Source organism: Pseudobacillus wudalianchiensis (assembly GCF_001685015.1).
Taxonomy (GTDB): domain Bacteria; phylum Bacillota; class Bacilli; order Bacillales; family Domibacillaceae; genus Pseudobacillus; species Pseudobacillus wudalianchiensis.
Window position 1 is genome coordinate 163633 of record NZ_MAYT01000027.1, and the last position, 24762, is coordinate 188394.

Below are 24762 nucleotides of genomic sequence, written 5' to 3' on the forward strand. Positions count from 1 at the left end.
CGAAAACCAATTATTTACTATTGATTAAGAAATTAAACGAAGGTCATGCTTTTCTTTACAAAAGATGCAGCTGCATAAAATGATAAAATTAAGAAGACGAACACCGGCTTAAAAATGAATAGTCCACTCTACATACAAATTTATCATTCTCCCATACTTTGCAAGAATGGCAGATAAATCTATAATAAGAAAATATCGTTTCTTCTAAAAAAGCAGGAGTCTGCTGCAGATTTTTTACGATTGAACAAAGAAAAAACTAAACAGGGGAGGCCAAAAGATGAAAATTAACCAGAAGGAATTTACTATTAATGGAATAGACTACATCATCCGGTCTGCTATCAGAAAAGATGCAGAGGAGCTATCAAGCGTTAGATTACAGATTGATGGAGAGACTGAAAACCTTGATAGAGAAAAAGGTGAAGCCTTCATAGATACACAAGGTTTTGAATCACTTATCCAGGCAGATACAGAGAATGAGAAAAATCTCTTTTTAGTTGCAGTCGCAAACGATCGGATTGTCGGTTTTTCGAGATGTGAAGGAAATTTTTTAAAACGCTTGGCTCATAAGGTAGAGTTTGGGATAGGCATCTTACAAGATTATTGGGGATTAAGCATCGGGACAAATCTTTTGAAGGAATCCATCGCCTGGGCAGATTCAAGTGGAATCACCAAAATCACTTTACAGGTACTAGAATCAAACGACAAAGCGATACACCTTTACAAAAAGTTTGGTTTTAAAGTCGAAGGCGTACTTGAACACGATAAAATCCTTTCAGACGGCCTCTATTACAACACCGTTGTGATGGGAAGATTTAAGGGATAAGGTCTTCCAGTCTAATCAAACCTCATAAAAATTGACTTTTTTAGGATAGAGAGGACATGCATTCTCTCTGCAGAGAAAGTCCGCTTACTACTTTCTCTGCTTTATTAGGATAGTTATGTATGGGCTCACTTATGAACTTAGCTCTACCGTCACACACATCCATCTTACTGTTGTTTCTGTTCATGTATCTCCTAGATACTAATCGTTCCTCCCGCCCATCCTTTCATAAAATCTTTCAACGAGGAAGCAACCCAGGTTCGGCTATCGTCTTCATGATCCCAAACATATATATACTCTCTCTGAATGGCTCCGTTTAAGACAGCCTGTCCAAATAAATCACCATTCCCTGCATTAGCAATAAACAACAAAGAGTCAAAAGGCATATATAAATCTTTGAAATACTCAAAGGTTCTTAACTCAGTATTTTCACGAATGATTTGCTGAACCGGCCACACTAAAGGATAGTCGTATTCATCAAATACACCATTAGATTCGCATAAAAAGCTTTTTAACTCCTGCGAAAGTTTCACGTTTAATGATTTCTCCAGTTCACCTATTTCCTCTTTGGTGGCGGGCTCAGCAAAAGTATACTTCCCTGGAAAGCTATCAATCCTTTCTTTCCACATTTTCATTCTCCTTTCCGGGGTTCTCCCTTATATAATAATTTTCTTTATGTTAGTCCCTTCTTTAACTTCTGTCAGAATAATATTCTCGTCTAATCCGTTGCACACGGCAAAATAGCTTCCTTCCAGCTGAAAGCCTATCCCAAATAAAAAGGTGCCCTCCCCTTCAATCCACTCTATAATTTCAATTTCTTTCACCTTTTTGTTAACAGCTTCTTTGAAAGAAGCCAACTTGTTCTTTTCCCATTTTATCCTTAACTCTGTGCCATACCAATCAATTTCATCACCAACATTAACTTGATCAAATGTAACAATGTATTCATCGGTTTTATAGGCACAGAGCTCGATCTGGCAATCTTTAAAGCAAACAACGACAGGACAATTATTAAACCATTCGTTATCAAATTGATCCCAGGCTGTCCAGATTTCTATTATCCTTTGGCCTTTCAGTTTCTTAAAGCTGGGCTTATGCTCTTCTAATATAGCTGATGTGTTCGTATAGAGTTTTGGGCAGTAATCTTTCACACCTAGCATCGAATTCATCCCTCATAAATTGTTTATTATTAATCTTCATCTTCTACCCAAAGTATGCCGATTTTATTGGCATCCAACACAACGATACCTGTATCAAACGTAGCATCTGTAATCGGCTCCCACGTCTGAAGTTTAAAAAATCCGGAATTCTCCTCAAAGTATCCGGCAGTGAAAATTTTGGATTGGAGAGAAAATGTACTTAAAAAGTAATCACTCAGCTCGTCTGCCAAAGGTTTGGACTCTAGTTCGGCATCATAAGCCATGTCCATCGAAAAAAGATACATAAGAATATTTCTCGCCTCATGTTGAGTGATTTGTTCCCATTTTTCACCTATTGGTCTGAAACCAAGTTCTTTTACGAATGAATCTACTACAGCCGTACCGGTTGTATCCATTTTTCTTACACAACAAGTTACTTTACCTGCATTTCTCTTTGTTTCCAGCAGGTTCATGAAATCCTTCCTATTATTTATCATCGGTAACAGCTACTCCTCTTTTTTCTCCTTGATCATCTATAATTGACAATATAAAAAATTCTGTTATTTCTTATTAAGCTGATCAATGGTTTATTTTAATTCTCCCACAAACCAAATTTCACTTTCAAATTTCTCTCCATCTTCCTCTGTTAAGTCTTCTCTTATCCCTAACGTCTCTACGCCAGCTGGAATAGATAAGCTCCATTCTTTTTCAATGTCTCTTTTTTTTGATAAGGGTGTCCACCTTTGTTCGCCGTCATCTCGGTCAAAGAACCCTTTAAAATGACGGTCCCCTGTAAAAACAATGATTTGGCTGTTCCATAAATCCGGCAAATCTATAGCGGCGACCACGCGCAGCTTCTCATTATATTGAGGCTTTATCTTGATTAAATGCTCTGTTCTATCTAGCAAAGTCTGCATGCAAGCCCTTTTGATAGAGAGAGGTATTTTAGATGAAGAAATGAAAGATTGGGCAGCTGGTATATGCAGATGCCAATACCCGTTATAAAACTCAGACGGGAATGTCTCTGTTTCCTGCTCGATTCTTTCTATCATCTTTTTCGTTTTGCGCTTTAATCCTCGTATTTTTTTATCCGACATCGTTTCTCCCTCTGCTAAAAGTATGACTTATACTGCTTAAATGCCCTAGATAGCTATATGAATTTTCATTGCAGAGTTTTTAGCTTTAGAAAATAAAAACCGCGAACCCTTACTCAAAGTTCAACATATGGTAAAGTATCGCCTAGATTTTTGTTCTTATATTGTATCGAATATTGTGAAGGAGTGAAAATATTGACTCCTGCCAAAATAACGAATCACGTGAATGTGAATCAAATTTATGTTAATTCTATTGATACTTCTTCTGGAATTTTTGTAGGAACCAATTATGCTAACAATTGGTCTTCACATCGAAAAAACAATTACGGATTTGGATCCATCAGCCATTCTCAAGTTTCAAATAACTACAGTTACGTAATGGATAATGATGTAATCGATACTCCTATACAAAACAATCCAACGATTCTACTGGATGGACACATGGCTGAAAACCAAAATGATATTGATATTGGCCAAATCAATATCAATGTGCTGGATACATGCGCAGCCGTTTCTGTTGGAGAAAATGAATTAACTGGATGGAGCTCACATAGTAAACGGAATGCTGGTCAAGGAAGATTTACAGGGGAAGTTCACAACACGCAAAACTCCTCTCTCATCTTGGATGCCGATGTCATTGACTGTGAAATAAATGATAACCGCTAACATTTGCTGGTACAGGGAAAAAGGAGGAGGATTTACTTGGCAATAGCTTTTACATTAGGCTCTATCAATGTGAATTCTCAGAATACAAATTCAGCCATTTCTATCGGTGAAAATCAATTACCTGGCTGGGCTGCACATCGAAAGGTAAATAACGGGATGGGTTTTCAGGCCGGGAATGTGTTTAACGCTGGGAATACAATGGGCGTTAATGATCCTGATGCGATAGACGGAATGATGAATAACCAAAATATTTCCCCTAGTGCTCAAGGTCAAGCTCTTTAGAATTTACGGCTTGACCTTTGTTTTATATCAATTCTTATAAACCTTTTAGCATACCAAAAATTGAAATTCATATAGTATATAAAGTCTTTTGCGCACTGTCATTTTAATCAATATATTATAGTTCCTTGTATGGGAGGTAGTAAATGAGTGGTACAACCTCATTTTCGTTCTAACGTTAAAGATGTGTTAGGAAAAGATTTTTCCGAATTATTGTATGAAATAGCGCCATTTGTAGAACCGAGAATCGATATTTTTCAATCCGATCAATACTTTATGATTTCTGTTGAAATAGCCGGGGCACGTCATGAAGATATTTCTGTCAAACGGCAACAAAATACTTTATTAATTGAAGGAACGATTCCTAATAGACATATAGAAGAAAATATAAAGGTGATCAATAGCGAACGCTTTTACGGCCCTTTTAAAAGAAGTGTATCAGTCCCGAAAACTTGTGCGCTAGAGCGATTAGACGCTGTGTTACAAAGAGGAGTATTATGGATCACCATTCCATTTCATTCTAACGCTGATGACAACGAAATTAAAATCCTTGAGGAGAATAGCCATGACATCAATTAAATACGGATCATTAAAGATTAATCAAATTACCTCTTCTTCTGGTTTGTTTGTCGGGACAAACATTCAAAAAGGCCGAAAAAGCAAAGCAGAACTTAACGAAGGCTTTGGCACTATTCGGGGCCGCCACAATAAAGTGGAAGCAAATTCAGGGGTTGTAGCGAAAGATTCTAAAAAAGGAACAGGATAAGATGGACCAGGAACATATATCAGATAAGCTTGAGGAGCTGTATGAAAAACTTAATGCGCTCGAAACATCTATCCATAGTAAAGGTAACCTTTCTATTGTCATAAATATCGATGTGAAAGACCTGCACCTGCAGGAATTAAACTTAGAGGAACTGGCCTTTCATCTTGATAAGCTAGATATAAAAGAATTGAGCGGAATGCTGAATCTTGGAAATGCTTTTTCGCCTGTTGTTCATCCTAAAAAGGAACCTGAAAAGACGAATACCCCAGAAAATCGGGAACAGACCGAAAAGAAAAAACAGACAGCTGACGATATCAAAATAAGTGTGAATGAAAAGTCAGTGCCCTATACAATCGATTAAGGAAAGGATGTTGGCTTTGAAGCGATTTTCCCCTTCTTTTTTCATTGGTTCCATTTCCATTGGAACAGTTGAAGGTGCCTCCTGTGTCAATCTTGGAAACAACCTTCCGAGCGGATTTGTAAATTATAAAAAACAGAACCAAGGGTTTGGCTCGATATCTGGGGATCATAATGATATTCGTGATATTTTAGCTACCATCGAAGAACAAGATATCAATGATTCCTTTCATTATAATGGAATAGATCACACAGAATACGAACAAGCCATTGAAAATGAAATGCTGAATACAAATGTTGAGATTGATGAAGTGAATAATAGCAGACAAGATGGCAAATGAGAATGTTGTTTTACTTAGATATGGAGAGGCAAAGTTCAACTCAAACTAAGCATGGCGCCGGCCATTATGTCTATCTAAAGCTAATCAAAGATTTGCCTTTTATCCAAAAATAAGTGTGAGAAATCCTAAGTCATTTCTGTATTTATCATGAATGGGCTTAAAGCAGCCCGTTTTTCCCGGTCGCGCGCCAGCTGCTAATTTCCTTATCATCAGCAATAATTACATATTAATTTCTTCTACCATTTCCTCTTATATGCTTGAATATAATCTTTCTTTATCTAAGACAAGGTGATTCAAGACCCTTCATCTTTTTATTATAGTAAGTATGTGAACAAGCTTTCAACTTACTGCATCGCTCTCTGTTCTCCATTCCACTTTCCTTTTATTCCGATATTTATATGTTTTGTTACAATCTCAAGAAAATGTTCTCTAAAAATAGTATTTACTGATATAATTGAGAAAAAATTATCATTGTCTTTTTATGGATATGGCAATGTTCTTTAAAGAACTGATAAAGAGGCTGACTTTTATTATTGGCTGGAGGGAATACACGTGCTTCTTTCGGAATTAAATCGAGGAGAAAAAGCCAGGATTGTAGATTTATCTAGAGTAAACGATATGGTAAAACGGAGATTGCTAGATTTAGGAGTTATGGAAGGCATGGAAATCCAATTAAAAGAGCGTATGCCTTTTAAGGGCCCTTTTATGCTTAATCATGGTGGGCAATGTCTTGGGATTCGTCATCAGGAAGCAGTTCAGATTGAGATAAAGAGGCTATGATGAACCTTGCTCTGTTAGGAAATCCGAATACCGGAAAAACTTCTTTATTTAATAATTTGACCGGCTCTTACGAATATGTTGGAAATTGGAGCGGAGTGACGGTCGAAAAGAAAATTGGAACATTAAAAAATAAAGCAGGACAGCTCATTGATCTCCCAGGCATTTACACACTAAACCCTTTATCAAAAGATGAGGGAGTCGTTTCAAACTTTTTTATTCATGATTCATTTGATGGGATCGTCAACATTGTGGATGCTTCCCAATTAGAAAGAAATTTAAATTTGACTATCCAGCTTCTTGAATTTGGAAAGCCTTTGGTGATTGGTTTAAATATGAACGATGTCGCCAAAAACCGAGGCATTTATGTAGATGAACAAAAACTTTCTACTGCCCTGCACGTTCCTGTTACGTCAATTATTGCACGAACAGGAAAAGGCTGCAGCCTGCTGCGTGATCAACTTGCTAACTTACAAACGATAGAACAGCAGCCATTGATTCTTCACTATGGGGCGGCTTTAGAAAAAGGCATTGAAGCATTATCAAAGCTTATGCCAAAACAAGCTGCGAACCATTTTCCCCACCGCTGGCTGGCTTTGCAATTTTTTGAAAGCAATCAAAATGTACAGGACTTTTTGGCCGCTTTTATATCAACAGAAACTTTGAAGGCACTCTATGAAGAAACAGAACAAGCTGTGCAGAAGGGTCATGGCGTAAACAGTTTATCTCAGTGGATATATACGGTTAGACGGACATACATCGACTCGATCATTGAGCAGGCAGTCGATCGCCAGTCCGCTCACTCCACTAATTGGACAGACCGGATTGATGCTGTCGTGACCAATAAAGTTTTAGGGCTGCCAATCTTTTTGCTCTGTATGCTCCTCCTGTTTAAATTAACGTTTGATTGGTTAGGTACACCGCTTTCAGATGCATTAGACAGTTTTTTTTCAGGGCCGTTAACAAACTGGCTATCATGGATTCTTACGAGTATCGGTGCTTCTTCTTTTATTCAAGCGCTCGTTCTTAACGGAATTATTTCCGGAGTAGGCGGTGTGTTAGTATTTATGCCGCAAATCTTTATTTTATTTTTCTTTATCTCTCTTCTTGAAGATTCAGGCTATATGGCTCGTGTAGCGTTGGTGATGGATAAAGTGATGGAATCCGTCGGTTTAAATGGCAAAGCCTTTATTCCGATGATTATTGGCTTTGGTTGTAATGTTCCTGGAATAATGGCTGCCAGAACCATTGAACAGCCAAAAGAACGATTACTCACGATTCTTTTGACTCCTTTAATGTCCTGTTCAGCCAGATTACCGGTATATGCGCTTTTCGTTGGCGCATTCTTTGTTCAGTATCAAACAATCATCGTCTTTTCACTTTATTTGTTAGGGATTGTCATGGCCCTGCTATTAGCTAAATTGTTTTCTATGACCATTTTAAAAGAGGAACAATCTTTGTTTGTGATTGAGCTTCCGCCTTATCGTCTTCCTCAATCAAAGGCGCTCTTTAGAAGCACCTGGGATAAAGGAAAAGGCTTTATCCGAAAAGCTGGTACCTTCATTTTTGGGGGTTCCGTCATTATTTGGCTGTTAACTTATGCCGGTCCTCACGGTTTAAACGTTCAGATGGACGACAGTTTTCTTGCCTTAGTTGGCGGATTTGCAGCGCCGCTTTTAGCACCTCTTGGTTTTGGCACATGGCAGGCAGGCGCCGCACTGATTACAGGATTTTTGGCAAAAGAAGTAGTCGTATCAAGCATGAACATTATTTATCACGTTCCAAATGTAGATTCTTTACAAGGATTGATGGCTACGCAATTTACGCCGCTTGCTGCTTTTACCTTTATGGTGTTTGTTCTTTTGTACATCCCTTGCCTGGCGACGGTAGGAACGATCCGAAAAGAAACTGGTTCAGCTAAATGGACTTATTTTTCGATTATTTACGCCCTAGTGTTAGCTTATGTCTTGTCTTTTGTCATTTATCAAGGTGGAAAACTATTAGGCTTCTAACCCTCTAGGAGGAATGAACAGATGATAGCAAGTATAGCGATTGGCACGGTTATTTTTGGTTATTCAGGCTGGACGATTTTCCGCTATGTCAAGAAAAGCAAAGAAGGAAAATGTGCTGCCTGTTCCTTAAAAAATAGCTGTAAAAGCAAATGTGACTCTTTTAACTAAATCATTTTGATTGTGTTTATAAAAAAGGGAGCTGTCGCAAAAAGCCGTATTGATCGGCTTATGCGACAGCTCCCTTTTTATCCGGCAAGCGGTTTACGATCGTTAGTCAACCGAAGCCGTTCCTCCAAGCATCTCTTATGTATATGGATTAGAGAACTGGAAGATTGTCTATTTTCTCTTCGACATGTAATAGCCAGCCATTCCTAATAACGTTCCCAGCAAGGCTCCGCCTATCACTTCACCTGGTTTATGGCCGAGCACTTCTTTAAGCGGATCAGGCACCTTTTCCTCATATTCAACCGGATCATCTTGATGAATTTTATCAATCAGTTCATCTAAATCATTTACTTTTAAAGTCAATTCACCGGTTTGTCTGCGGATTCCCTGGGCATCGTACATAACAATTAGACCAAAGATGACTGAAAGAGCAAAGTCAATGGTCGAGACTCCTTTTTTCATGGCAATATACGTAGCTAAGGATGATACTCCAGCTGAATGAGAGCTCGGCATGCCCCCTGTCGCCAAAAACAGTTCAGGCTTCCATTCTTTTTTCTTCATATAGTGAAGTGGAATTTTCGCAGCCTGTGCTACCCCAATACTTGATAATGCAATGATAATACCTCTATTCAAGTCGCTCACCTCCATGTTATTTTGAAAAAAAGCAGCAGTTTTTATTCTCTTGCCGTATAAAAAGAAGAGATGATATAAAACTCAGCCGTTTAATAGGATATTTCTCTTTTTTTAGACATATTAAACAATAAATTCATGGAATGAGCCTAATGTAAGCAAGAGAAGATTGAAAGAGAGATTTACCGGATACTTACAATTAGTAAAAATTGTTTTCGAATTTAACACATAGATCTTTTTGATCAATATAAAAAAATAAAAAGAAGCTTAGTCAAAAGCCTCTTTGATATGAACCCAATGAAATATCATAAGGACAAACTTATACATTTATTTTTAATAAGCTTTATCAGCAAAAACTGAATAATTTCCAAATAAGATTAGTTATTTTGCCCCTGCTTGCAGCAAGATTTTCTCGATCTCTTTAAACCCTTTCTCGCGTGCATGCTGCAAAGGTGTTACCATATCATGATCCGGAATATTAACATCAGCACCATGATCGATCAACAGCTGGATCGTTTCTTGTTGTGTTTTGTCTCCATTATTTAAAATGATGGCCTCCATTAAAGCTGTCCAGCCTAAATTATTTACGTGATTAATATCAATATCCGTTTTGGTGAGCAATTCCTTTATAACCTCTATATAGCCATGTTCTGAAGCTGGAATTAAAGCCGTTCCCCCGTAGCGGTTTGTAATAGTAGGGTCTGCTCCCGCTTCAATGGTAAGCTTCAAAATTTCGATGTATCCTTCTGCACCAGCATATAAAAAAGGAGTATTTTTTATATGGTCTTGAATGTTCACATCTGCCCCCGCCTTAATGAGAACTGTCGCTGTCTCTACATCATTGTGATACGTTGCAATCATGATCGGTGTTCGCTTCTTTTCATCTTGTATATTAATATCAGCCCCTTTTTTAATTAGTTTTTTTACCTTTTCTGTTTCTCTCTGTTCCGCTGCCTGCAGCAATTGTTCATTCACTCCTTCTTCCACTGCTTCTCTCTCCTTTCCTTGTTCTTGATTATCATTTAAACCATATGCTGGAAGCAAAAGCAGACATCCCAGCCATACTGTTATTCTCTTCCACATCATAAACGCCCCTATTTTTTTGTTTTCCACAATTGTTCCAACAGGATCACGATCATCGTACCAACAAGAAGACCGTTACTAAAGATATATTGTAAAACAGAAGGAAGATCTCGAAATAGATCAGTGGGCAAAAACATTAATCCAATGCTGATTAACAATGTAATTCCTAATATGGTCAGCCGGCGTTGATCCAGTTCTTCTTTTAAAATAGATTGAAACGCAATTCCAACCATTTGGACAAACGATGCCAGAAGGGCTGCACTGGCAATTGGTCCTGGTAACAAAGCTAAAAAGTGAACGATTGCCGGGATAAGAGCTATCGCAGATAACAACAAGCCTGCAACCAGGAAGGGCCCTATTCTTTTCTCTCCCGTTAATTGAATAAATCCTGACGATACAGGCAATGGAACAACTCCAATAGTAGAAAAAAGAGCAGAGAGAAAATGTGAAATACCACCTGTCCAAGTCCCTCTGTTAATTGTTTGTTTTCCGTCTCTTTTTGATCCAGGAACTACTTGTTGTGCAGCTGTGACTGCTGCAACCGTATTGGATACGAGGATAAAGGTAAACAAAACGGCCGTTATGACCATTCCTGCATCTAGCTTAGGTGTACCCCATGCAAAAACTTCTGGTAATGTAAATAAAGAAGCAGACTCTGAAAAGGCAGGAGACGATTTACCAAGTAAGATAAATAATAGCCAGCCTAACAAGATGGCGATCAGCATAGCGTAACTTTTAATCCACCCTTTTCCTTTGACAGATAACAAAATAACAAGAAAGAACACACCAAATGAAATCGCTGCTGTTCCATAATCAGAATGAGGCGGCACCCCCTTCAATGCCATCATTCCTTTTAAAAACACACCACTTAATTGGAGAGCAAGGATTAAAAGAAAAGAACCGGTAACTAAAGGGGTAAACAAAAACAGCAGCCGATTCACTAAACCCGTTACACCGAGAACGAAGAGCAAAAGCCCTGCAATCATTAATCCCCCTTCTAAAAGTTGTAAAGTGTCCTCCGTATTTTCTCCTTGTCCAGCAGCAACCCCTGCTAAAATGACAAATACACTAACCCATGAGCCTGCAGGTCCATCAGCGATTGGATAGCGATGTCCAAGCCATCCTTGTATAAAAGAACTGATTCCTACGACGAAAAAAGTTCGCTTCATCAAGGAAGAAACCTCTTCAATAGATAAATGAAATACACTTCCGATTACAATCGGCAAAGCAACGGAATTCGCAAGCAGGAAAATAAACCATTGGAATACACTTAAGCTGTTATAAAAACGTTGTTTCTTCATATTGTTTTCCCTTTCACTTTTGCCTAACGATTAAAGAAATTACTTCAAATAAAAAACCCCCTTTTTATGAATGATTAATTAAAAAGAAGGGCTTTTGAATACAGAATCATTATAAGGTGTATGAAGAAGTTCATTTTACATCTAAGAAAATTGATTTTCTCCAAATAAAAGACTTTTTAATATAATAAGCTATTTTTTGCATTATAGCATAGTTCTTCACTACATAGTGATAGTATTAAAACCTCACTGCGTAAACATTCAAAAAGTTTGTTTTATACTATAGGGCGTTTTAAAAAAGATCGGCGATTTCTCCAAAATTTATAAATTTTTATTCCCCCATTTTATTCGTCTAGACAAGCTGTTTAGTCGCTGCATATATTATTACATCCCCATTGAAAGGAGGAATTTTATGTCACACGATATGTCAAACAACATGTCTTCCTGCGAAAGACTTGCCAATATTATTGGAGGCATGGTTATCACTTCATCTCCCGCTTGTGTTGTTCAGCGTCTTCGAAATATTAATGCTACTATTTTAGGCCGTCGTACTCGCTCTCCATTAGCCCTTCCATTTGCCCTCTCTTTTGAAAATAATCGAAATGGCGAAACTCTTAATCTAGGCGAAACAGTTATCCTTCAAAGAGAAATCAACCCATTCCTAACAGCATTGCGTAAAAGAGGCATTACGGTTACAGCTCTTCACAACCACTGGCTTTTTGATGAACCACGCTTAATGTACATGCACTGGGAAAACGTTGGAGATCCATTTGAATTTGCAAGAAAAAGTATTGAAGCGGCAAGAGAAGCAGGTCTCTTCTAAAGATCAGCCATTTATAACGTCTTTAATAGGCGTTATAAGTGGCTTTTTCTCTTCTTATCGCGACAGTTGTAAAAGTCCTTCATATCTCCTATTCTCCAACAAGTAAAACCTTCGATAACTCAATGTTTCGAAGTCAGCAAACGAAAACCGCTTTCCTATAAAAAGAAAAGCGGTTTTACAGACAAATAGGATACTAACTTATGGTGCTTTTTATTTTACTGCTGACAATTCACTTTCAGTTACCCATTTATGGTTTTTTACCTTTTCTCCATTTGTTGTAGAAGTGTAATCGACCATGTAGACAGTTGTGTGTTCTGATGACTCTATTGTAGCTGCAGCCCCTTTCATCCCCTTCATATGGTCTACTTCTAATGTTACCTTTGTCCCAGGTTCTAAAACTTTTTCGTCCGCTTCTTTTATTTCCTCCTGAATTACCCACTTATGATTGGTTACCCTTTCACCGCCAGTAGTTGGATTATAGGAGACAACATAAGCAATCGTATCGTAAGCACCTGCGATCGTTGCTTCTGCCCCTTTAATTCCCTTCATGTGATCCGTCTCAAGGATGGCTCTGTCTCCCACTTTATACGTTGGATTCTCTTTCACCTTTAATTCTTTTGGAACTTCTCCGGAGCTAGAATGATCCATCTCTTCATGGTCCATTCCTTCCGTTTGCTCTGTATGCTCTTGATTTTCGATATTTTTTGTCTCGTCTTCCTTTTTTACACTTTCGTTCTTATCATTTGAGCAGGCGCCTAACAATAAAAAGAGAGCTGTACATAGCATCATTACTTGTTTTTTTAGCATGGTTCTAATCCTCCTTTGACGATTGTTGTATCATCTTATCAAGGAAATTTGCAGAAAATATGGAGGAACACCACTAATGTAAACTGGAAACTCTTTTGTCTCTACTTCCCTATCCACTTATAGCCTACTCCCCAAACAGTGGACAGATAGTGATCAACAGGAAAATGTACTTGCCGGAGCTTTTCCCGAATATTTCGCACGTGAGAATCAATCGTTCTATCTTCTGTGAATGCTTCATCTCCCCAAATGCTTTCTAATAAATTGGCTCTCGAAAAGACTTTATTAGGATGTTGTAAGAGTAATCCGAGTAAAGAAAACTCCTTTGGCGTCACTTGGATCACTTGTCCATCGTAAATCAATTCATGAGCCTCTCCATCCCATAAGAGTCCATCATATTCCATTTTCATTTTTTGATCGCTCTTGGCTCTCCTGAATACGGCTTCTATTCTTGCGAGAAGCTCTGCTTCATCGAATGGTTTGGTTATGTAATCATCGGCACCCATTTTTAGTCCTTTGACTACGTCCATTTTTTCATCTCTTGCCGTCAACATAATAATGGGAACATCAGAAAACTCTCTAATTTGTCTGCATGTACTCCAGCCATCAACTTCCGGCATCATAATATCTAATAGAACCAAATCAACATCATGTCTTTTTATATAGGAAATAGCTTTCAGTCCAGAATTAGTTTTGATGCATTGATAATTCGGTGTTAAGTAAATGCTTAATAAGTCTAACATCCTCTCTTCATCATCTACGAGCAAAATCGTGTTCATTCTATTGCCTCCTCTAGCCAAATCAAAAACAAGGTTCCTTTTTGCCTTTCACTTTTTATCTCAATTTGGCCTCCATGTGCCTCTACCAATTCTTTAACAATGGATAGCCCTAAGCCTGTTCCCCCTAAATTCCTTGAGCGGGATTTATCTACTCGATAAAAACGGTCGAAGATGAAAGGGATATCTTCTTTAGGGATTCCTGTTCCTTCATCTTTAATGGAAATTAAGACTTTTCCCTTTTCTCTTTCTGCCCAAATACTTGTTTTTGTATGGGGAGCAGAGTATTTAATGGCATTGTCCAGTAAGTTAATCAAAATCTGTTCAAATCGCAAAGGATCTATCATCACCTCTATATGTTCACTGCCCTCACATTCGAGATTCATCTTTTTTTCTTGAAAAGCTGGAAGCATTTTTTTACAAATGGCTGTGATATAAGAAGATAACTCTATTCTCGTTAGATCAATTACGAAAGCATTGCGGTCCAGCTTGGCCAAATTAAACAAATCTTCCATCATCGTAGACAATTTCTCAGATTCCTCATAAATAATGTTGAGATATTGGCCTCTCTCTTTTTCAGTAATATTTTTTCTTCTCGCGACGTCGGCGTATCCTTTAATATACGTTAAAGGCGTCCTTAATTCATGAGAAATACTCGATAAAAACTCATTTCTCTCTTCTTTCAAATGCTTTAAATCTTGTGCTAGCACGGTGATAGATCGTGATAATTCACCAAGCTCGTCTTCTCCTCTACCAGGTAATCGCACAGAAAAGTCACCCTTGCTTAGCTTTTCTGTAGCCCTCTTCATTTGGATAAGAGGAGTGGTCAAAGCTTTTGATAAGAACAGAACCGTGACAATTAAAAGTGCCATGGTTAAAGCAGCTGCAAACAAGAAGTGCTCATTTAATTTCGAGATCAAGCCTTGTATTTGATCCGTACTTTTGAACATATAGACGTATCCGCTCTGATGGCCACTCGTTAAATAAGGACTAACCGTAGCAATATACGGCTCATTCTCCCATCGTCTTTCTAAAATCTTTCCATTTCGAGGAACATTTCTTAATTTTTTAGATACGACCTTCTGTTCTTCACTATCTACTTTAGAAGAACTGATGATCATACGCTGTTCATGATCTGTAATAATGACTTCCGTATTCGCTTTTAACTCCATTAAAGCAATATGGTGGAGTGTTTCTTTATTATAAGAATCCTCCAAAACTTCTCTATGACTGTTTCCTCTTGCAAGCAATGCCTGTAATTCCTCTTCGACCCTGCTTTCTACAAGACCGGTATGTAAAACAAAAAACAAGCAAACCTCAATCATGATCATGACAAAGAAAAACCAGAGACCGAGTTTTAACGTTATTTTGTTGATCATCCTCACCACTTTTTCGCTTACTATTCTTATCATACTGAATCCAGCATCATAATTTGTGCAGTTTTTAAGGAGTTTTACTAAAATCGTTAGAAATAACATAATACGGGTAGATTTTAAATGACTACTACTATAAGGAGGAAGCTTGATGAACACGATATATGAGGAATGTATCAAAGCTTGTATTGAATGCATGGAAGCATGCAACCATTGTTATGATTCCTGTTTAAAAGAGGAAGATGTCAGCATGATGGCCGGTTGTATCCGATTAGACAGAGAATGCGCGGATATATGTGCGTTAGCGATTAAGTCTATGCAATCGAACAGTCCATTTGCTAAACAAATCTGCCAGTTATGTGCCGACATTTGCGAGGCGTGCGGAAATGAATGCAAAAAACATGAGCATGATCATTGCCAGAAATGTGCTGAGGCGTGTTTCCGCTGTGCTGAAGAGTGCCATAAGCTGGCAGCGTAATCTAGACAGAAAGTAAAAATAAACCAAGTCTGCCTCCCTTAACTAAAGTGGAGGCAGACTTGGTTTTGTTTCTCTCTTTCTAAAACTCGTCTTGTAAAAAAGCGTTAAGCCGATTTAGAAGCATCATCGTTATATTCTCGCCCTCTAAAGATCACGTGCCCTAATGAATAGAGCTTGCTTCCCGTAACAGCAAGAGATACAGCCATTGCTAAGAACGCGAGATCCAATTCATAACCTGCTGATTGTCCGTTCCCTAAGAAACCAGCTGCTAGTTTTACTTTTAAGATCGCTCCGATCATTATAAGAGCTAAGAGAGCGGACACCATTTTAGTGCCTAATCCGAGGATTAAAGCTATTCCGCCAGCTGTCTCTATTAAAGCGACCCCATAAGCTAAAAATCCTGGTAAGCCAATGCTTTCAAACCAGCCAACAATATTTTCTATTCCCCCTTGGAATTTTGCCAATCCATGAACAAAGAAAGCAATTCCCAACACAACCCGTAAAATTAGGGCACTCCATTCATATTTGTTTGTCATTCTAGATCCTCCGTTTTTCATTTTTTTACGAACCAAATTGCCATACACTATGGCTCAAGTTTCCATATCGATAGCTTCGATGAATAAGTTCAGCTTTTCTCTCGTCATCCGCTGCTCCCATTGCATAAAAGATGGGAATAAAGTGCTCATTTCCATATGGCGGCACAGCCAGGCGTGCTGTAGGAGCCAAAGTATTGTATTGAAACAGCGAGGCCAAGTCCCAATTTTTCAAATGGCGCGCGAGCCACTCATCGAAATCGAGGGCCCAATCATCAATTTCTCCATGATCTGACATCATTTTGACTGCTCCGAGATTATGAACTGTTCCCCCGCTGCCAACAATTAAAATATCCTGTTCTCTCAGCTTTGCTAGCGATTTTCCGATTTTATACTGTTCCTCCGGTGTAAGCCGTGGATTAACAGACATGGCAATGACCGGGACATCAGCCTCTGGATAAAGCAGCCGAAGAACAACCCAAGCACCATGATCCAAGCCTCGTCTTGTTTCTGCTTCGTAAAGGATATCCTGTTCAGTAAATAACTCTTCAATTTCCTTAGCGACCTGATTATCTCCTTGAGCTGGGTATTGAATACGGTATAAAGCTTCTGGGAAACCTCCAAAGTCATAAATTGTACTGTACGTTTCTACATTGCTTACCTTTTGTACTGGTGATTCCCAATGTGCAGAAAATAATACAATAGCTTTCGGACGAGGCATTGTCTTGCCTAATTCAGTTAGAAACTGTGTATATTCGTTATCTTCAATGGCTAAAAGCGGCGCTCCATGAGCGATAAAGAAAGACGGCATCATAATTTATTTTCCTCCTTCAATTTTTTAAATTTTATAAAAGATAATGGATGCAGCCGAATTGGGAGAGGATATTGAAAATATAAAAATTTGCTATCCCTCAACTTCTCCTGCTTATTAAGATCAAAAGAGATTGTTTTCATACATGGCAGAAAGGTTCATCGTGCAATCATCCAATATTTTTTATTTCTTATGTGAATATTTGTTTCCTATAAGATAACAAATTATTTGATAGATCGTCAACTGTTTTTTTGTTAATATAGAATTAAGTTTCCTATTAGACAACAACCGAGGTGTAATAGTATGGACATTGGTTCGAATATCCGAGTAATCAGAAATAGAAAAAAAATTACCATTGCGCAAATGAGTGAGGCTACAGGCCTTTCAAAAGGATTCATTAGTAATATGGAAAATAACAATACGTCACCATCTATTGCTACGCTGCAAACAGTGGCTAACTTTCTTCATGTGCCTCTGCCGTATCTTCTGTTAGAAAAAGAAGAACGGATGAATGTAGTGAGAAAAAATGAGCGGAAATATACGACTCATGAAAGAGAAAACATTAAAGTCGAACATCTCATTTCAAGAGATGGGCTCACATTGCAGCATGTCGAATTTCCTCCTGGAACCGCAACAGGAGAAGAACCACACGTTCATGAAGGAAAAGAGTGCCACTTAGTGTTGAAAGGAAAAATCCTAGCTGAACAAGGGGAAGATTCTTTTATATTAGAGGAAGGGGATTCTTTTAGCTGGAATGCTTGCGCCCCTCACTTTGTGAAAAATATTGGAGAGGATACAGCAGTTGTTTTAATTGCTGTTTATACAGATTCTGCATCCGATGATACTTTATAAAAAATAAAAACCCGCTTCAATGTGGGTTTTATTTTTTCCTTCTCAATCTTAAAAATAAGTAACTGCTTTAATGGTCTTTTACAAGTAAAATTCCATGTGCTTTTTGTCTTGTTTGTAATAGTCCAGCCTGTCTTGTAAGGTGCCTGTATGAAATTCAAACTTATGCCCATCCGGATCAGTGAAGTAAATGGATTTTTTATCTCTCTCATCTCTAGTGCGGCCTATTAAAATATTTACTTGTAAATTCTCTAATTTTTCATATATACGATCGTAATCCTCTTCTTCTATTGAAAAAGCGATATGCGTGTAAGACTGTCTGATTTCTTCGCGCGGAATATTCTTTTCTACATTAAGTGCAAGCCATATACCATTTAGGTCAAAATAAGCCGTCCCCCTGCCTTTAACTAACAGCTTCGCTTCAAATACGCTTTCGTAAAATTGAATAGAACGCTCTAGATCCGAAACTGAAAACAAAAAATGATTCAAACCTTTTACCATCAATTTTACCACCTCCAAATTTTCAACTATTATACGCTACTATTTTCTATTCAAAGAAATTTGAAAAGCAGCCTCTATACAAAGACTGCTTGTTTGTCGGATTTATTGCTTTCTAGGAAGTGAGTCTACTATTTAATTATAATCTTATAGTTTTAAAGGTGCACGAAAATAAACTACTTGATTATTAAGCTATCTAATAAAGTACTCTAACTATCCACTTCTTACCCCATAAAGAATACAGCCTACTCCGAGAAACACCCAGAAGATCGTTTGAAAAGAAATTCGATCGGTAAGACCCAACAGCCCAATAGAAGTAGTGGCAATTAAGATGATTGGCCCTACTAAGGCCAGCGAGCTATTGAGAATGAGTGCCTTTTCAATATCATTGAATCGCAACATTAAAAAAGCAGCAAAAATTTCAATTCCGCCCGACAGTATCCTTAATAAAGCCATGCCCAGTACCGCTTTTTCTATAAATGTAAACATACGCTCCTCCAGTAAAAACCGTTCTTTTTACATTTATATGCAGTCGAATAGAAAAGCAGGACAAGGCTTGTGAACTTTTTTATCTGTCCTTGCTTTTGGTTATTATCTATAGTCTAATTTCTATGCTTTTTGTCTTTCTTCTTATGTTTCAATTCATCTGCTTTAACTAATCCTGCCATTAAAAACTTGTCCCCCGCCGTTAATTTTGATTACTTTAAGACGGTTATCTTGCTTGATAAAGACCGTTTTATATTGTTTTTCGCCATTTTTATTCTTAAGCAAAAGAATTCGCTTATTCTCATTATCCGTAACCGTTTCAAATAGGTACTCTTGATCATGAATGTGTTTCATTATTTCTTCATATTCAGGCAATGAAGTCCACTCTTCTTGTACCTGGCTCTCCTTCCCCTGCTGGGCTGTCTCCTTACGCTGAACAGGCTGTTCCTTTTCTTTTATAGCTCCACTATTCCTCTTCTCCCCTTCGTTGCTGCAGGCTGGGAGCATGAATGTAGCTATACAAAAGGACATCATCATTTTTTTCATCTGCTTCACCTCCGAGCTGTTGATTTCTTTACTACTTTAACAAAAATTCTATTCTCTCTCCTCTATCATGAACTGGTTCAGCTTCTTTAGGCTTTGGCCCTGTCATCTAGTGGTTTTGTACATAATTTATAGAGAGAATGACCTTGTTAACAAAAAGGAGAATGACGAACATGAATCCATATTATTTTTATCCTGACTTTATTCCACAATCAGTGGACCATTACGCAGATTATTCTTATATGCAGCCCGAAGAAGAGTTTGATGTAAATCGGCAGCCGCAGGCGCTGGAGAGAAGAATCGAGGTGCTCGAACGAGAAAACCAGCGGCAGGTTAGAGAACTAACGCGACTTAGCCGAGAGATCAATCGAATCAATCAGGAAATTAACCGAATCAATCAAGAGATCAATCGGTTAAATCAAAATGATGAACGCCACACGAGGCGTTTGAATCGATTAAACCAGCGATTACGTACAGTAGAAAATAGATTGCATATTCCATTCGCCGCCATGGAAGACGGATTCTAATAACAAAAAAATCAAGCCAGGGATGACAGAACATCCCCGGCTTGATTTTTTATTTAATCACACGTTTAGCGCCCACATAACGGTCTTTCCAATATTTTTCATTCATTTTTACTTCTTTTACTCCTTTAGAGGTTGCCCCTACAAATTTGCCATTCCCCGTATAAACAGCTACAAAGGAAACTTTCCCTTTTGCCCCTGTTGCATAAAAAACAAGGTCACCAAATTGCAAATCTTTTTGTTTGACTGCTTTGCCTATTTTATATTGATCAGCACTTGTTCTTGGAATTTTCATCTTAGTAGCAGCTTCTTTATACACATATTGTGTAAAGCCCCCTGCATCAAAGCCTTTCGGGGAAGTGCCTCCATACTTGTAAGGCGCTCCCATAAGTATTTCTGCTTTTGCAGCTACTTCTTCCCCGTAATTAATCGTAGCGGATGCCTGCTTGACAGGTCCACATGCGAAAGAGAAAGCGAAAGCAAAAAGAGTAAATAATGCGACTGCCCATCTTGAAACTGGTAAATAGATGTTCAACAAAATGACCTCCTAATTGGAAAAAATTCAACACAAGAACAAATATATGCTCGCTTATGTTTAATATTCCACTATTGAAGCATATTAAAAAAGCAGATAAAAAAATCTGCTTTTCATTAAACCGCTTCAACGAAAGGTTTCTTTTTTAACTGTTCAAGCATTTGCTTGGAAAGCGCTTCATAACCGAGCGCATTCGGATGCACGCCATCAGGTGCAAGATATTGCAAGTGATGGCCATTAATCACTTTTGTCGTTTCGAGGACGATGGAATGATTGTATTTGTGAGCGACTTCATAGATTTTCACATTCCATTTTGGCAGTAACTGATCAGCCACTTTGTAAAGATCATGACTTGGTTTTAACGGGTTGTACATTTCTAAGAAAACAATGGTAGCGGACGGATTTTCTTTCTTAATTCGGTCCGTCATCGCCGTTAGGTTTTTGATAAATGTTTCCCGCATCGAGTCAAAATTTGCCACTACATTTTTGTAATCCCCTTGATAAAGAGTTTCCAAAATATCATTACCGCCGACATTAATCGTAATCAAGTCGGCTCTTTTAATTTGTTCATCAAATTTGCCTGTTTGGACAAGTGTATTTAAATTCGTACTGTTAATACCAAGAATTCCTTCGTTTTCTAATACTACTGTTTTGCCCGTTTGCTCTTCTAAACGGCGTGAAAAGTAATCGACAAAGCTCTCTTCATTTTCTGACCCAAAGCCAGCAATGATCGAATCGCCAATAGCTAAATGATTTAAACTCTCTTTATCAACGTTGCTAAAATAATCAACATAAGAGAGAGCGGCTTGCGCAGAGGTAGGGGCAGCCTCTTCTTTCATTTGCTGAATTTGATAAGTAGGATAATAAAGCCAAAGGGATACAGCAATGACAGCAGCAATGACAATCGAGATAGTATATTTAAATAAACGCTTCATTTTTAGCTCCTTTGCTTCCTCTAAGATTGTTGTATTTTTTTCATTTGAATTAATAAAAGGAATGTCAATTCACTAGAAAGTGTAGACGAATCTTATAATAATCATACCTGTATTTTCAAGTGAAAAACCTGGTATGCTTTTGTTCAGAAGATTTGTGGTAAAATAAAACGGACCTATATTACTTTCAAAGGACGGATCAATAAATGAACATTACACACCATACGGTTGAGCTTCTTGAAGATCCATTTGGATTGCTTACCGGAGAGAGATTTGAATTTCATCTGTATGCAAACGTAGAGGAAGAGGATGAACTCTATTCTGAATCTGGATTTTATATTCGCGTACTTTATTTAGTCGATGGAGATGAGGAAAAGATCATTCATTATCATTTGCATGACAGAGCAACAGGAGAAGTGCTTGATTTTGAGCTAGAAGAAGAAGAGGAAGCTCTTGTGGCAGCTTACTGTCATGATCACCTTCCTAGTGAAGAAACTGAATAACGCACAATACCCCGCCTGCAACCAGATCGTCGCTAGCGGGGTTCAACTTATTTCTTCTGTTAACGCTTCCGTAGTAATCACATCCTCTATTTTATCTCACTCTTCATATACTCCTGCAACTGTTCTTCTGTTAAATGCTTAACGAAGTGGTAAAAACTAATTGATTCCATTTCGTAATTTTCACAGCTTTCCATATAATACTCATAAGCTTCGCGATATATCTCCACAACACTCACCTCCTTTCTGTTATATAACAAAATATTTCTATTGAAATTAATATATAACAGTTAGAAAATGATGTCAATCCTTTGCCCCCACTTTACCCGAAATATTCGGAAAATAAACGCTAAAAAGCGGATAGACAACGAAATTCGCGTCTATCCGCTTCTTTTATTAAAGGAAGTAGCCTAATTTTTTCGCCTCATAAGCTAGTTCTTCCTGAAACTTTGGATGAGCAATTTGAATTAGGGCCTTTACACGCTCTCGAATGGTTTTTCCCCGCAGCTGGGCAATCCCATATTCCGTCACAACATAATCTACGTCATTTTTCGAAGTGGTTACTGGCGTACCTAAAGCTAAGGCAGGAACGATTTTGGAGATGCTATCATTTTTGGTTGTGGAATGCAAACAAATAATTCCTCTGCCTCCTTGCGATAAACGCGCGGAAACCCCAAAGTCCGACTGCCCTCCGGATGAGGACCAATACGTGTTCCCAGCCTTCTCTGCATTGCACTGACCCAGAAAATCCACTTCAATAGCTGCATTAATCGTGACCATGTTGTCTATTTGAGAAACACGGCGAACATCATTTGTTTCATTTACCGGCAGCATAAAAATATCTTTATTTTCATGCATGAAGTCATACAGCTTCTTCGTGCCGTAAGCGAATGTTGCCGTTGTTTTTCCAGGGTAATCCGTGCGTCTCCGATTCGTGACGGCTCCGCTCTGATAAAGCTCTACTAATTGATCGGGTATCATTTCTGTCAAAATAGATAAATCCTGATAATTTGTTAAAGACTTCATTACCGCATTTGGAATCGCCCCGAATCCAATTTGCAAGCTATCCCCATCTTTAATAAGGCTCGCAACATAGCGGCCGATTTTTTCATCTTTTTCCGTAATGACAGGCACTGGAGATTCTATTAGTGGCTGATGATGCTCAATGAGCGCTGTGACTTCCGAAAGGTGAATTTGATTCCTCCCATAAGTTCGCGGCATGTATTCATTTACTTCCAGTAATATCGTTTTGGCGGTTCCAGCGAGCGGTGCGGTATAATCACAATTCGTTCCCAGAGAAAAGAAGCCGTTCTCATCCATCGGTGAAACAGTGGCCATTATCACCTGTTGGTCTGTTATTTCTTTTAACAATGCCGGTACGTCTGAAAAGTGATTAGGCAGCAGGTCCACAGCGCCTTCCTGAAACGCGTGTCGATCACCAGCTGCTAAAAACATCGAAATGACTTTTAGCTCTTCTGGCTTCTTTCTAATTGCTGGCCGGGACGTTAACATTTGGAACAGACGGTTTTCTTTTAAATCTTCTCTCTTTTCAAGTGCTGCCAGCAAAGCTGGTGGTTCGCCAGCCATTAAAGGGACGATAATATCGTCGCCTGCTTCAATCAAGCAAACTGCTTCGTCTGCCTTCATCAACTTTTTTTGATATTCTTTTTCATTCGCCACGGACGACACTCCCTTAAGCCGTTTGACAATTTTTCATGCTTTCTCTTTATGAAAAGAGAAGATGTCTTGTCTTTATCATATATACTGGCTATTGGTTGTCAAGCAGTCTAGTTTTATTATGATGGGCAAACAAATAGATGACTATATTTATAACTCGTCAAAGCCATTCGCTTCACTTGTCTTTGTATAGGCGCGTGACTTTTGTTCAAAAAAGTCTGTTTTGCCGAGGTCTACTTCTTGATAAGCGATAATCCAGCGCATTGGATTTGTTCGATACCCTTCAAATGGTGCCGAAAAGCCTAGCTGTTCCGCTCGTTTATTTGCCATGAATCTGATATAGCTTTCTAGCTCGTTCATTTGAATGCCATCTATTTTGTGGCCAATAATCGATTTTCCCCATTCAATTTCAAGTTCCGCTGCCTGTCGGAAAGCTTCTTGCCCATAAGCCCGCAGTTCTTCTGTATCATACTCTGGGTTTTCGTTCAGCACTTCTTTAAAAATCTTTTCAAACAGCCCAACATGAAGCTGTTCATCGCGATTAATATAATTGATCATCGTACTAGTGGCGATCATTTTTTGATTGCGGGCTAAGTTGTAGAAAAAGGCAAAGCCAGAATAGAAGAAAAGACCTTCTAATATCACATCATAAATAACGGATTTAAGAAAATTCTCAACGGTTGGTTCGTGAGAAAATGCTTCATATCCTTTTGTCACAAATTCATTGCGTTCTTGAAGAATCGGTTCAGTGCGCCAAAAATCAAATACACGATCTTGTGTTTCCTTATCAGCTACGCTAGAAAGAACATAGCTGTAGGAATGATTATGGATCACTTCCTGTTGGGCAAGAATGATCATCAAAGCATGCAAGCTGGAATCCGTTAAATAGTCCGCTGCTCTGCCGGCATAATCAGTTTGAATGCTGTCAAGCAAAGCGAGCAAGCCGATAATCTTCAAAAATGCATTTCTTTCATCAGGCGTCAGTTCACTAAATTGCTGCCGGTCTTTCGTCATGTTGATCTCAAACGGCGTCCAAAAGTTCGCTAGCATTCTCTTATACTTCGGATAAGCCCAGCTAAAACGCACGTCATCCCAGTTTAAAATGTTGGAGCTTCTTCCATTAATAATAGCGGTAGACCGATTGGGTGCACTGTGATCGATAATCTCCCTTTTCTTAAGCTTCATAACTATTC

Annotated in this window: 35 protein-coding genes; 15 read left to right on the forward strand and 20 right to left on the reverse strand. The window is 38.4% G+C overall.

Going from position 1 to position 24762, the window contains the following annotated elements; all coding sequences use genetic code 11:
- Positions 1 to 277: 277 nt before the first annotated feature.
- The gene (locus A8F95_RS13890) at positions 278 to 823 is read left to right on the forward strand and encodes a GNAT family N-acetyltransferase (RefSeq protein WP_065411044.1); all 546 of its coding nucleotides are present in this window, start codon (positions 278 to 280) and stop codon (positions 821 to 823) included.
- 191 nt (positions 824 to 1014) lie between these two features.
- On the opposite strand, the gene A8F95_RS13895 is transcribed toward A8F95_RS13890, so the two are convergent.
- The 4 genes from A8F95_RS13895 to A8F95_RS13910 form a co-directional block, all read right to left on the reverse strand.
- Positions 1015 to 1449, reverse strand: coding sequence for an SMI1/KNR4 family protein (locus tag A8F95_RS13895; protein WP_065411045.1), 435 nt, complete (start codon positions 1447 to 1449; stop codon positions 1015 to 1017).
- A gap of 27 nt (positions 1450 to 1476) precedes the next feature.
- Positions 1477 to 1989, reverse strand: a complete 513-nt coding sequence (locus A8F95_RS13900) for a hypothetical protein (protein ID WP_141676273.1) — start codon at positions 1987 to 1989, stop codon at positions 1477 to 1479.
- Positions 1990 to 2009: 20 nt separating this feature from the next.
- Positions 2010 to 2456 carry a hypothetical protein gene (locus tag A8F95_RS13905; protein ID WP_065411047.1) on the reverse strand — a complete coding sequence of 149 codons (447 nt, stop codon included), beginning with the start codon at positions 2454 to 2456 and terminating at the stop codon, positions 2010 to 2012.
- Positions 2457 to 2546: 90 nt separating this feature from the next.
- Entirely contained in the window at positions 2547 to 3056 is a 510-nt protein-coding gene (locus A8F95_RS13910; RefSeq protein ID WP_065411048.1) for a DUF3916 domain-containing protein, read from the reverse strand.
- Positions 3057 to 3248: 192 nt separating this feature from the next.
- On the opposite strand from A8F95_RS13910, the gene A8F95_RS13915 reads away from it, so the two are divergent.
- From A8F95_RS13915 to A8F95_RS13955, 9 genes are all read left to right on the forward strand, one after another.
- Complete coding sequence (locus tag A8F95_RS13915) at positions 3249 to 3719, forward strand: hypothetical protein (protein ID WP_065411049.1); 471 nt, start codon at positions 3249 to 3251, stop codon at positions 3717 to 3719.
- A gap of 36 nt (positions 3720 to 3755) precedes the next feature.
- Entirely contained in the window at positions 3756 to 4001 is a 246-nt protein-coding gene (locus A8F95_RS13920) for a hypothetical protein (protein WP_065411050.1), read from the forward strand.
- 147 nt (positions 4002 to 4148) lie between these two features.
- Positions 4149 to 4577, forward strand: coding sequence for an Hsp20/alpha crystallin family protein (locus A8F95_RS13925; RefSeq protein WP_065411051.1), 429 nt, complete (start codon positions 4149 to 4151; stop codon positions 4575 to 4577).
- Entirely contained in the window at positions 4564 to 4764 is a 201-nt protein-coding gene (locus tag A8F95_RS13930; RefSeq protein ID WP_065411052.1) for a hypothetical protein, read from the forward strand. The genes A8F95_RS13925 and A8F95_RS13930 overlap by 14 nt, the downstream gene beginning before the upstream one ends.
- A 1-nt stretch (position 4765) precedes the next feature.
- Positions 4766 to 5125 carry a hypothetical protein gene (locus A8F95_RS13935; RefSeq protein WP_065411053.1) on the forward strand — a complete coding sequence of 120 codons (360 nt, stop codon included), beginning with the start codon at positions 4766 to 4768 and terminating at the stop codon, positions 5123 to 5125.
- Positions 5094 to 5462: a hypothetical protein gene (locus tag A8F95_RS13940; protein ID WP_245671330.1), complete on the forward strand. Its 369-nt coding sequence runs from the start codon at positions 5094 to 5096 to the stop codon at positions 5460 to 5462. Before A8F95_RS13935 ends, A8F95_RS13940 begins: the two co-directional genes overlap by 32 nt.
- 552 nt (positions 5463 to 6014) lie before the next feature.
- Positions 6015 to 6242, forward strand: a complete 228-nt coding sequence (locus A8F95_RS13945) for a FeoA family protein (RefSeq protein ID WP_065411054.1) — start codon at positions 6015 to 6017, stop codon at positions 6240 to 6242.
- Positions 6239 to 8251, forward strand: coding sequence for a ferrous iron transport protein B (gene feoB / locus A8F95_RS13950; RefSeq protein WP_425415002.1), 2013 nt, complete (start codon positions 6239 to 6241; stop codon positions 8249 to 8251). The genes A8F95_RS13945 and feoB overlap by 4 nt, the downstream gene beginning before the upstream one ends.
- A 21-nt stretch (positions 8252 to 8272) precedes the next feature.
- The gene (locus A8F95_RS13955; protein ID WP_065411056.1) at positions 8273 to 8419 is read left to right on the forward strand and encodes a FeoB-associated Cys-rich membrane protein; all 147 of its coding nucleotides are present in this window, start codon (positions 8273 to 8275) and stop codon (positions 8417 to 8419) included.
- A gap of 168 nt (positions 8420 to 8587) precedes the next feature.
- On the opposite strand, the gene A8F95_RS13960 is transcribed toward A8F95_RS13955, so the two are convergent.
- The 3 genes from A8F95_RS13960 to A8F95_RS13970 form a co-directional block, all read right to left on the reverse strand.
- Positions 8588 to 9049: a divergent PAP2 family protein gene (locus A8F95_RS13960; protein ID WP_065411057.1), complete on the reverse strand. Its 462-nt coding sequence runs from the start codon at positions 9047 to 9049 to the stop codon at positions 8588 to 8590.
- A gap of 378 nt (positions 9050 to 9427) precedes the next feature.
- A complete protein-coding gene (locus A8F95_RS13965; protein ID WP_065411058.1) occupies positions 9428 to 10129 on the reverse strand; it encodes an ankyrin repeat domain-containing protein in 702 nt (233 codons plus the stop codon).
- Between the two features lie 11 nt (positions 10130 to 10140).
- On the reverse strand, positions 10141 to 11430 hold the full coding sequence (locus tag A8F95_RS13970) for a purine/pyrimidine permease (protein WP_065411059.1): 1290 nt from the start codon (positions 11428 to 11430) through the stop codon (positions 10141 to 10143).
- A 409-nt stretch (positions 11431 to 11839) separates the two neighbouring features.
- Between A8F95_RS13970 and A8F95_RS13975 the strand changes: the two genes are divergently transcribed.
- Complete coding sequence (locus A8F95_RS13975) at positions 11840 to 12250, forward strand: DUF1259 domain-containing protein (protein WP_245671332.1); 411 nt, start codon at positions 11840 to 11842, stop codon at positions 12248 to 12250.
- A gap of 210 nt (positions 12251 to 12460) precedes the next feature.
- Here the strand turns inward: A8F95_RS13975 and A8F95_RS13980 are convergent, their stop codons facing one another.
- The 3 genes from A8F95_RS13980 to A8F95_RS13990 all read right to left on the reverse strand — a co-directional run bounded on the left by A8F95_RS13980 (position 12461) and on the right by A8F95_RS13990 (position 15209).
- Positions 12461 to 13057 carry a YdhK family protein gene (locus tag A8F95_RS13980; protein WP_065411060.1) on the reverse strand — a complete coding sequence of 199 codons (597 nt, stop codon included), beginning with the start codon at positions 13055 to 13057 and terminating at the stop codon, positions 12461 to 12463.
- 101 nt (positions 13058 to 13158) lie between these two features.
- Complete coding sequence (locus A8F95_RS13985) at positions 13159 to 13833, reverse strand: response regulator transcription factor (protein ID WP_065411061.1); 675 nt, start codon at positions 13831 to 13833, stop codon at positions 13159 to 13161.
- Positions 13830 to 15209, reverse strand: coding sequence for a sensor histidine kinase (locus A8F95_RS13990; RefSeq protein ID WP_342669960.1), 1380 nt, complete (start codon positions 15207 to 15209; stop codon positions 13830 to 13832). Before A8F95_RS13990 ends, A8F95_RS13985 begins: the two co-directional genes overlap by 4 nt.
- A gap of 145 nt (positions 15210 to 15354) precedes the next feature.
- Here A8F95_RS13990 and A8F95_RS13995 point away from each other — a divergent pair, with 145 nt between their 5' ends.
- A complete protein-coding gene (locus A8F95_RS13995) occupies positions 15355 to 15681 on the forward strand; it encodes a four-helix bundle copper-binding protein (RefSeq protein WP_065411062.1) in 327 nt (108 codons plus the stop codon).
- A gap of 104 nt (positions 15682 to 15785) precedes the next feature.
- Here the strand turns inward: A8F95_RS13995 and A8F95_RS14000 are convergent, their stop codons facing one another.
- On the reverse strand, positions 15786 to 16217 hold the full coding sequence (locus A8F95_RS14000) for a DoxX family protein (RefSeq protein WP_065411063.1): 432 nt from the start codon (positions 16215 to 16217) through the stop codon (positions 15786 to 15788).
- Positions 16218 to 16242: 25 nt separating this feature from the next.
- The gene (locus tag A8F95_RS14005) at positions 16243 to 17028 is read right to left on the reverse strand and encodes a dioxygenase family protein (RefSeq protein WP_065411064.1); all 786 of its coding nucleotides are present in this window, start codon (positions 17026 to 17028) and stop codon (positions 16243 to 16245) included.
- 300 nt (positions 17029 to 17328) lie between these two features.
- On the opposite strand from A8F95_RS14005, the gene A8F95_RS14010 reads away from it, so the two are divergent.
- Positions 17329 to 17877 (forward strand): helix-turn-helix domain-containing protein, encoded by a 549-nt coding sequence (locus A8F95_RS14010; protein ID WP_065411065.1) that lies wholly within the window; start codon positions 17329 to 17331, stop codon positions 17875 to 17877.
- Between the two features lie 78 nt (positions 17878 to 17955).
- On the opposite strand, the gene fosM is transcribed toward A8F95_RS14010, so the two are convergent.
- The 3 genes from fosM to A8F95_RS14025 form a co-directional block, all read right to left on the reverse strand.
- Positions 17956 to 18375 (reverse strand): FosM family fosfomycin resistance protein, encoded by a 420-nt coding sequence (fosM, locus tag A8F95_RS14015; protein WP_065411066.1) that lies wholly within the window; start codon positions 18373 to 18375, stop codon positions 17956 to 17958.
- Between the two features lie 210 nt (positions 18376 to 18585).
- Positions 18586 to 18861, reverse strand: coding sequence for a YqhV family protein (locus A8F95_RS14020; protein ID WP_049662305.1), 276 nt, complete (start codon positions 18859 to 18861; stop codon positions 18586 to 18588).
- A 162-nt stretch (positions 18862 to 19023) separates the two neighbouring features.
- Positions 19024 to 19404, reverse strand: coding sequence for a hypothetical protein (locus A8F95_RS14025; RefSeq protein WP_077247380.1), 381 nt, complete (start codon positions 19402 to 19404; stop codon positions 19024 to 19026).
- Between the two features lie 170 nt (positions 19405 to 19574).
- On the opposite strand from A8F95_RS14025, the gene A8F95_RS14030 reads away from it, so the two are divergent.
- Positions 19575 to 19928 (forward strand): coiled-coil domain-containing protein, encoded by a 354-nt coding sequence (locus tag A8F95_RS14030; protein WP_049662307.1) that lies wholly within the window; start codon positions 19575 to 19577, stop codon positions 19926 to 19928.
- A gap of 49 nt (positions 19929 to 19977) precedes the next feature.
- On the opposite strand, the gene A8F95_RS14035 is transcribed toward A8F95_RS14030, so the two are convergent.
- Positions 19978 to 20460, reverse strand: coding sequence for a C40 family peptidase (locus A8F95_RS14035; RefSeq protein WP_065411068.1), 483 nt, complete (start codon positions 20458 to 20460; stop codon positions 19978 to 19980).
- A 116-nt stretch (positions 20461 to 20576) separates the two neighbouring features.
- The gene (locus A8F95_RS14040) at positions 20577 to 21395 is read right to left on the reverse strand and encodes a GDSL-type esterase/lipase family protein (protein ID WP_065411069.1); all 819 of its coding nucleotides are present in this window, start codon (positions 21393 to 21395) and stop codon (positions 20577 to 20579) included.
- Between the two features lie 203 nt (positions 21396 to 21598).
- Between A8F95_RS14040 and A8F95_RS14045 the strand changes: the two genes are divergently transcribed.
- Positions 21599 to 21895, forward strand: coding sequence for a DUF6509 family protein (locus A8F95_RS14045; protein ID WP_065411070.1), 297 nt, complete (start codon positions 21599 to 21601; stop codon positions 21893 to 21895).
- Positions 21896 to 21981: 86 nt separating this feature from the next.
- On the opposite strand, the gene A8F95_RS22550 is transcribed toward A8F95_RS14045, so the two are convergent.
- From A8F95_RS22550 to A8F95_RS14055, 3 genes are all read right to left on the reverse strand, one after another.
- Complete coding sequence (locus tag A8F95_RS22550) at positions 21982 to 22122, reverse strand: hypothetical protein (RefSeq protein ID WP_176713704.1); 141 nt, start codon at positions 22120 to 22122, stop codon at positions 21982 to 21984.
- A 166-nt stretch (positions 22123 to 22288) separates the two neighbouring features.
- The gene (locus tag A8F95_RS14050) at positions 22289 to 23572 is read right to left on the reverse strand and encodes an acetyl-CoA hydrolase/transferase family protein (protein ID WP_245671333.1); all 1284 of its coding nucleotides are present in this window, start codon (positions 23570 to 23572) and stop codon (positions 22289 to 22291) included.
- Positions 23573 to 23719: 147 nt separating this feature from the next.
- Positions 23720 to 24754, reverse strand: a complete 1035-nt coding sequence (locus A8F95_RS14055; protein ID WP_065411071.1) for a ribonucleotide-diphosphate reductase subunit beta — start codon at positions 24752 to 24754, stop codon at positions 23720 to 23722.
- Positions 24755 to 24762 lie beyond the last annotated feature (8 nt).

Bases quoted from the DNA above. Each gene is read 5' to 3' on its own strand.
- A8F95_RS13890 (WP_065411044.1), top strand. From the start codon at position 278: ATGAAAATTAACCAGAAGGAATTTACTATTAATGGAATAGACTACATC.
- A8F95_RS13895 (WP_065411045.1), bottom strand. From the start codon at position 1,449: ATGTGGAAAGAAAGGATTGATAGCTTTCCAGGGAAGTATACTTTTGCT.
- A8F95_RS13900 (WP_141676273.1), bottom strand. From the start codon at position 1,989: ATGAATTCGATGCTAGGTGTGAAAGATTACTGCCCAAAACTCTATACG.
- A8F95_RS13905 (WP_065411047.1), bottom strand. From the start codon at position 2,456: ATGATAAATAATAGGAAGGATTTCATGAACCTGCTGGAAACAAAGAGA.
- A8F95_RS13910 (WP_065411048.1), bottom strand. From the start codon at position 3,056: ATGTCGGATAAAAAAATACGAGGATTAAAGCGCAAAACGAAAAAGATG.
- A8F95_RS13930 (WP_065411052.1), top strand. From the start codon at position 4,564: ATGACATCAATTAAATACGGATCATTAAAGATTAATCAAATTACCTCT.
- A8F95_RS13935 (WP_065411053.1), top strand. From the start codon at position 4,766: ATGGACCAGGAACATATATCAGATAAGCTTGAGGAGCTGTATGAAAAA.
- A8F95_RS13940 (WP_245671330.1), top strand. From the start codon at position 5,094: ATGAAAAGTCAGTGCCCTATACAATCGATTAAGGAAAGGATGTTGGCT.
- feoB (WP_425415002.1), top strand. From the start codon at position 6,239: ATGATGAACCTTGCTCTGTTAGGAAATCCGAATACCGGAAAAACTTCT.
- A8F95_RS13955 (WP_065411056.1), top strand. From the start codon at position 8,273: ATGATAGCAAGTATAGCGATTGGCACGGTTATTTTTGGTTATTCAGGC.
- A8F95_RS13965 (WP_065411058.1), bottom strand. From the start codon at position 10,129: ATGTGGAAGAGAATAACAGTATGGCTGGGATGTCTGCTTTTGCTTCCA.
- A8F95_RS13970 (WP_065411059.1), bottom strand. From the start codon at position 11,430: ATGAAGAAACAACGTTTTTATAACAGCTTAAGTGTATTCCAATGGTTT.
- A8F95_RS13975 (WP_245671332.1), top strand. From the start codon at position 11,840: ATGTCACACGATATGTCAAACAACATGTCTTCCTGCGAAAGACTTGCC.
- A8F95_RS13980 (WP_065411060.1), bottom strand. From the start codon at position 13,057: ATGCTAAAAAAACAAGTAATGATGCTATGTACAGCTCTCTTTTTATTG.
- A8F95_RS13985 (WP_065411061.1), bottom strand. From the start codon at position 13,833: ATGAACACGATTTTGCTCGTAGATGATGAAGAGAGGATGTTAGACTTA.
- A8F95_RS13990 (WP_342669960.1), bottom strand. From the start codon at position 15,209: ATGATCAACAAAATAACGTTAAAACTCGGTCTCTGGTTTTTCTTTGTC.
- A8F95_RS13995 (WP_065411062.1), top strand. From the start codon at position 15,355: ATGAACACGATATATGAGGAATGTATCAAAGCTTGTATTGAATGCATG.
- A8F95_RS14000 (WP_065411063.1), bottom strand. From the start codon at position 16,217: ATGACAAACAAATATGAATGGAGTGCCCTAATTTTACGGGTTGTGTTG.
- A8F95_RS14005 (WP_065411064.1), bottom strand. From the start codon at position 17,028: ATGATGCCGTCTTTCTTTATCGCTCATGGAGCGCCGCTTTTAGCCATT.
- A8F95_RS14010 (WP_065411065.1), top strand. From the start codon at position 17,329: ATGGACATTGGTTCGAATATCCGAGTAATCAGAAATAGAAAAAAAATT.
- fosM (WP_065411066.1), bottom strand. From the start codon at position 18,375: ATGGTAAAAGGTTTGAATCATTTTTTGTTTTCAGTTTCGGATCTAGAG.
- A8F95_RS14020 (WP_049662305.1), bottom strand. From the start codon at position 18,861: ATGTTTACATTTATAGAAAAAGCGGTACTGGGCATGGCTTTATTAAGG.
- A8F95_RS14025 (WP_077247380.1), bottom strand. From the start codon at position 19,404: ATGAAAAAAATGATGATGTCCTTTTGTATAGCTACATTCATGCTCCCA.
- A8F95_RS14030 (WP_049662307.1), top strand. From the start codon at position 19,575: ATGAATCCATATTATTTTTATCCTGACTTTATTCCACAATCAGTGGAC.
- A8F95_RS14040 (WP_065411069.1), bottom strand. From the start codon at position 21,395: ATGAAGCGTTTATTTAAATATACTATCTCGATTGTCATTGCTGCTGTC.
- A8F95_RS14045 (WP_065411070.1), top strand. From the start codon at position 21,599: ATGAACATTACACACCATACGGTTGAGCTTCTTGAAGATCCATTTGGA.
- A8F95_RS14055 (WP_065411071.1), bottom strand. From the start codon at position 24,754: ATGAAGCTTAAGAAAAGGGAGATTATCGATCACAGTGCACCCAATCGG.